Source organism: Oerskovia sp. NPDC060287, from assembly GCF_042726775.1.
Classification (GTDB): domain Bacteria; phylum Actinomycetota; class Actinomycetes; order Actinomycetales; family Cellulomonadaceae; genus Oerskovia; species Oerskovia merdavium.
Window position 1 is genome coordinate 1 of record NZ_JBHXBO010000302.1, and the last position, 4,110, is coordinate 4,110.

Sequence of the window (4,110 nt, forward strand, 5' to 3'; positions counted from 1 at the left end):
GGGCCCGCAGCGCACGCTGCGGGCCCTTCGGTCTGCGGAGGATGGGGGATTCGAACCCCCGAGGGCTTTTAACCCAACACGCTTTCCAAGCGTGCGCCATAGGCCACTAGGCGAATCCTCCGTGCTGCAGCGTCGACCCACGCGGGGCGTCAGGCAGCGTGTCGAGAATACCGGACGGACGCCCAGCGACCGAATCGGCCCGTCGGCGCCCGATCCCTGGCCGTTCCGGGGTCGTTCCGTGGCCGGGCCGTGCGCGGCAGGGACGCATGTGCCGGGGGTCGGTTTCTGACGACCGCCCACCCTGGGCTAGGCTGGGTCCAGACCCCTCGTGCGGCACTATCTCACTGAACTCCCCCAGGGCCGGAAGGCAGCAAGGGCAGGTGGGCTCTGGTGGGTGCACGGGGGGTCCTTGCATGTCCGGACCCGGCCGCGGTCCGTTCCGGACCGAGGCTCGAGCGTGCCCGACGACGTCGCTCGCCTCGCACGGGCACGTGTGGCCTGCGCCACATCGCCTGGGTGGAAAAGCCGCAAAACATCCCAAACCTCTGCCTGTGGACCAAGATGCGGACGAAAATCCGTCCAGCATCTGGAATATCGACCGATGCGGTGGTTTTGGAGCGCCGAGCGTGCGCATCATGTAGCCATGACCCGCCCCACGAGCACCGAGCTCACGACGCACCGCGCAGCCTCCTGCTGCCGAATGTCGTGTCGCTCCGTCCTGCGTGGCGCCGGTCGAATGTGCTGTCAGCGCTGACCTGACCCCAGCACCGCACCACCAGCCACGAGTGCAGCCCGGAGACGACCGGAGCCCGCGCCGAAGCGCCCCGCACCTCCCTTCCTGACCACCGACCACCGGTGACGTGTCTTCGCGACCCGTGACCCGCCGTCGGGCAGGAGGACGTTCCACCCGTCACCCCCGTCACCACCACGACGCCCCCCACGGACGCCCTGCGACAACAGCCGGCGCCGTCACCGGAAGGACAGACCATGCTCCGCAAGAACTTCACCCTCGCTGCGATCGCGGCCACCGCAGCCCTCACGCTCGGAGCGTGCGCCACGACCCCCACCGACAGCGGTGCCTCGGCAGGCAGCACCGACGACGTCGTCAAGATCGGCGTGGTCGGCGCGGCCGACGACAAGTGGGCCGTGTTCGAGAAGGTCGCCGAGGAAGAGGGCCTGAACATCGAGATCGTCGACTTCGGCGACTACCAGCAGGCCAACCCGGCGCTCGCGCAGGACCAGATCGACCTCAACCAGTTCCAGCACCTGCAGTTCCTCGCGGGCTACAACGTCGAGGCCGGCGACGACCTCCAGCCCATCGGCGCCACCGCGGTCTACCCGCTCGCGCTCTACTCGTCCAAGCACACGGCGCTCGAGGACATCCCGGCCGGCGGCGAGATCGCGGTCCCGAACGACGCGACCAACCTCGCCCGCGCGCTCCTCGTCCTCCAGGAGGCCAAGCTCATCGAGCTCAAGGACGGCGGCAGCTCGCTGTCGACCGAGGCCGACGTGCTCCCGTCCTCGAAGGTCAAGGTCACCCCGGTCGACGCCGCGCAGACCGCGATCTCGCTCCAGTCCGTCGACGGCGCGATCATCAACAACGACTTCCTCGAGGACGCCGGCCTGGCCCCTGAGGACGCACTGTTCCAGGACGACCCCGACTCCGCGGCCTCCGAGCCCTACATCAACGTGTGGGTCGCCCGCGCTGCGGACAAGGACGACGAGACGCTCCTGAAGATCGCCGCCCTCTCGCAGAACGAAGAGGTCATCGCCGCAGAGAAGAAGGCCTCGGGCGGCACCGCGGTCATCAAGGACAACTCGCCGGCCGAGCTCCAGGAGATCCTCGCGGGGATCGAGGAGAACTACCGCGCCCAGGGCTGACCCTCGGCGAGAGCCACCGGTGCCCGACGACGTCACTCACCCGACGTCGTCGGGCACCGGCGCGCTCACTCCCGGGCGATGCGCACGCTGCTCTCGCCCGGGAGGCCCGGTGCCTGTTGGATAGGAGCTGTCCGCACGCGTCGGCCCGCACGGCCACCAGACCGCAGCCCCACCGCACCACGTCGGCCCACGGCTCTCACGAGGAGCCCGGCCGCCCCACCCCGCACGAGAGGTTCCTCCGTGAGCACCACCTCGGACACGATGGTCCGCTTCCGCGACGTGACGAAGGTCTTCGGGACCGGTTCGTCCGCCGTGGCGGCCGTCGACGGCGTCACCCTGGACATCGAGGCGGGTGAGATCTTCGGCGTCATCGGCTACTCGGGCGCGGGCAAGAGCACGCTCGTCCGGCTCATCAACGCGCTCGAGCCCGTCACGTCGGGCAGCGTCGTGGTCGACGGGGACGAGGTGAGCGCACTCTCCGAGCGCGAGCTGCGCCCCGTGCGCGCGAGCATCGGCATGATCTTCCAGCAGTTCAACCTGCTGTCCTCGCGGACCGTCGCCGGGAACGTGGCCTACGCGCTCAAGGTCGCGGGCTGGGACAAGCCGCGGCGCGAGGCGCGCGTCGCCGAGCTCCTCGAGTTCGTGGGGCTCTCCGACAAGGCCGGGGCGTACCCGTCGCAGCTCTCGGGCGGGCAGAAGCAGCGCGTCGGGATCGCGCGCGCGCTCGCCACCTCGCCCAAGCTCCTGCTCGCGGACGAGGCGACGAGCGCCCTCGACCCCGAGACGACGCGCGACGTCCTCGCGCTCCTGCGCCGCGTCAACGCCGAGCTCGGCGTGACGATCGTCGTCATCACGCACGAGATGGACGTCGTGCGCTCGACCTGCCACCGCGTCGCGGTCATGGAGCACGGCAAGGTCGTCGAGGTCGGCGAGGTCTACGACGTGTTCTCCTCGCCCCAGGCCACCGCGACCAAGAAGTTCGTCGGGACGGCGCTGCGCGACCGTCCCGGCCCCGAGGCGCTCGAACGCCTGCGTCGCCGGCACCCCGGACGCCTCGTGACGGTCGGCGTCCACGAGGACGGGACCTCGGGCGCGAGCCTGACCCGGCTCCTGCGCGAGCACGGGCTCGACGGCTCCGTGGTGTTCGGCGGGATCTCCGAGATCGGGGAGCGGCCCTTCGGCTCGCTCACGCTCGAGCTCGCGGGCGACGACGCCACGATCGCGGCGTTCCTCACCGAGCTCGCGACGACCACCGACGTCGTGGACCTCGGGACCGCCGACGACCCGCGCGACGACCCGCGCGTCGTGGCCGGGGCGAGCGACGAGTCGGGCGAGGGGGACGGCACGACCGGTGCTCCGCCGTCGGGCCGGGTCGACGAACCCGACCCGCGCGACGCCTGGCAGAGCGAGAGATGGCCCGGGACGGGCAGCACCGGGACCTCGGGGCTCGGTCGTCCCGGGACGCAGGGCACCCAGCCCGGTGACTTCGGCACCGAGCCCGGCACGTTCGGAGGCGCGCGATGAACCGCGACTGGTCCACCCTGTGGCCGATCCTGCTGTCCTCGCTCGGCGAGACGCTCTACATGGTCTCGATCGCGCTCCTCGCAGGCGGGCTCGGCGGCCTGGTCCTGGGGCTCGCGCTCTACTGCACGCGCAAGGGCAACCTGCTGGCGAACACCGTGGTGTTCAACGTCCTCAACGTGCTCGTCAACATCGTGCGACCCATCCCGTTCATCATCTTCCTGACGATGATCTACCCCGTGACGCTCGCGGTCGTCGGGACGACGATCGGCACCGAGGCGTTCATCCTGCCGCTGTCGGTCATGACGGCTTTCGGGACCTCGCGCATCGTCGAGCAGAACCTCGTGAGCATCGACCCGGGCGTGGTCGAGGCTGCGCGCGCCATGGGTGCCTCGCCCTGGCGGATCATCCGGACCGTGCTCATCCCCGAGGCGCTCGCGCCGCTCATCCTGGGCTACACGTTCATCTTCGTGGCCGTGATCGACATGTCGGCCATGGCCGGCTACATCGGCGGTGGCGGCCTCGGCGACTTCGCGATCCGTTACGGCTACCAGCGGTACAACTGGGCCGTGACCGCCGTGACGGTCCTCGTCATCATCGTGATCGTGCAGGTCGTGCAGTTCTTCGGCAACTGGCTCGCGCGCAAGGTCCTGCGGCGCTGACGCACCGCCCGTGGCGGGACGACTCGCGCGCGGCGGGTCCCCGGGC

The 4,110-nt window shown here is 70.4% G+C and carries 3 protein-coding genes, 1 tRNA gene and 1 other RNA gene; 4 read left to right on the top strand and 1 reads right to left on the bottom strand.

The window, feature by feature from the left end; genetic code table 11:
- Nucleotides 1-35: 35 nt before the first annotated feature.
- Nucleotides 36-121: transfer RNA gene (locus tag ACFWFR_RS17845), tRNA-Ser, on the bottom strand.
- A 196-nt stretch (nt 122-317) separates the two neighbouring features.
- Between ACFWFR_RS17845 and ffs the strand changes: the two genes are divergently transcribed.
- The 4 genes from ffs to ACFWFR_RS17865 all read left to right on the top strand — a co-directional run bounded on the left by ffs (nt 318) and on the right by ACFWFR_RS17865 (nt 4,064).
- Nucleotides 318-414, top strand: an RNA gene (ffs, locus tag ACFWFR_RS17850) — signal recognition particle sRNA small type.
- Nucleotides 415-987: 573 nt separating this feature from the next.
- Entirely contained in the window at nt 988-1,881 is an 894-nt protein-coding gene (locus ACFWFR_RS17855) for a MetQ/NlpA family ABC transporter substrate-binding protein (RefSeq protein ID WP_377623928.1), read from the top strand.
- Between the two features lie 240 nt (nt 1,882-2,121).
- Nucleotides 2,122-3,405 carry a methionine ABC transporter ATP-binding protein gene (locus ACFWFR_RS17860; RefSeq protein ID WP_377623930.1) on the top strand — a complete coding sequence of 428 codons (1,284 nt, stop codon included), beginning with the start codon at nt 2,122-2,124 and terminating at the stop codon, nt 3,403-3,405.
- Nucleotides 3,402-4,064, top strand: coding sequence for a methionine ABC transporter permease (locus tag ACFWFR_RS17865; protein ID WP_191805289.1), 663 nt, complete (start codon nt 3,402-3,404; stop codon nt 4,062-4,064). Before ACFWFR_RS17860 ends, ACFWFR_RS17865 begins: the two co-directional genes overlap by 4 nt.
- The last annotated feature ends 46 nt before the right edge of the window (nt 4,065-4,110 follow it).

What these genes read in the sequence shown, in the direction of transcription:
- ACFWFR_RS17865 (WP_191805289.1), top strand. Translation starts at nt 3,402, where the DNA reads ATGAACCGCGACTGGTCCACCCTGTGGCCGATCCTGCTGTCCTCGCTC.
- ACFWFR_RS17855 (WP_377623928.1), top strand. Translation starts at nt 988, where the DNA reads ATGCTCCGCAAGAACTTCACCCTCGCTGCGATCGCGGCCACCGCAGCC.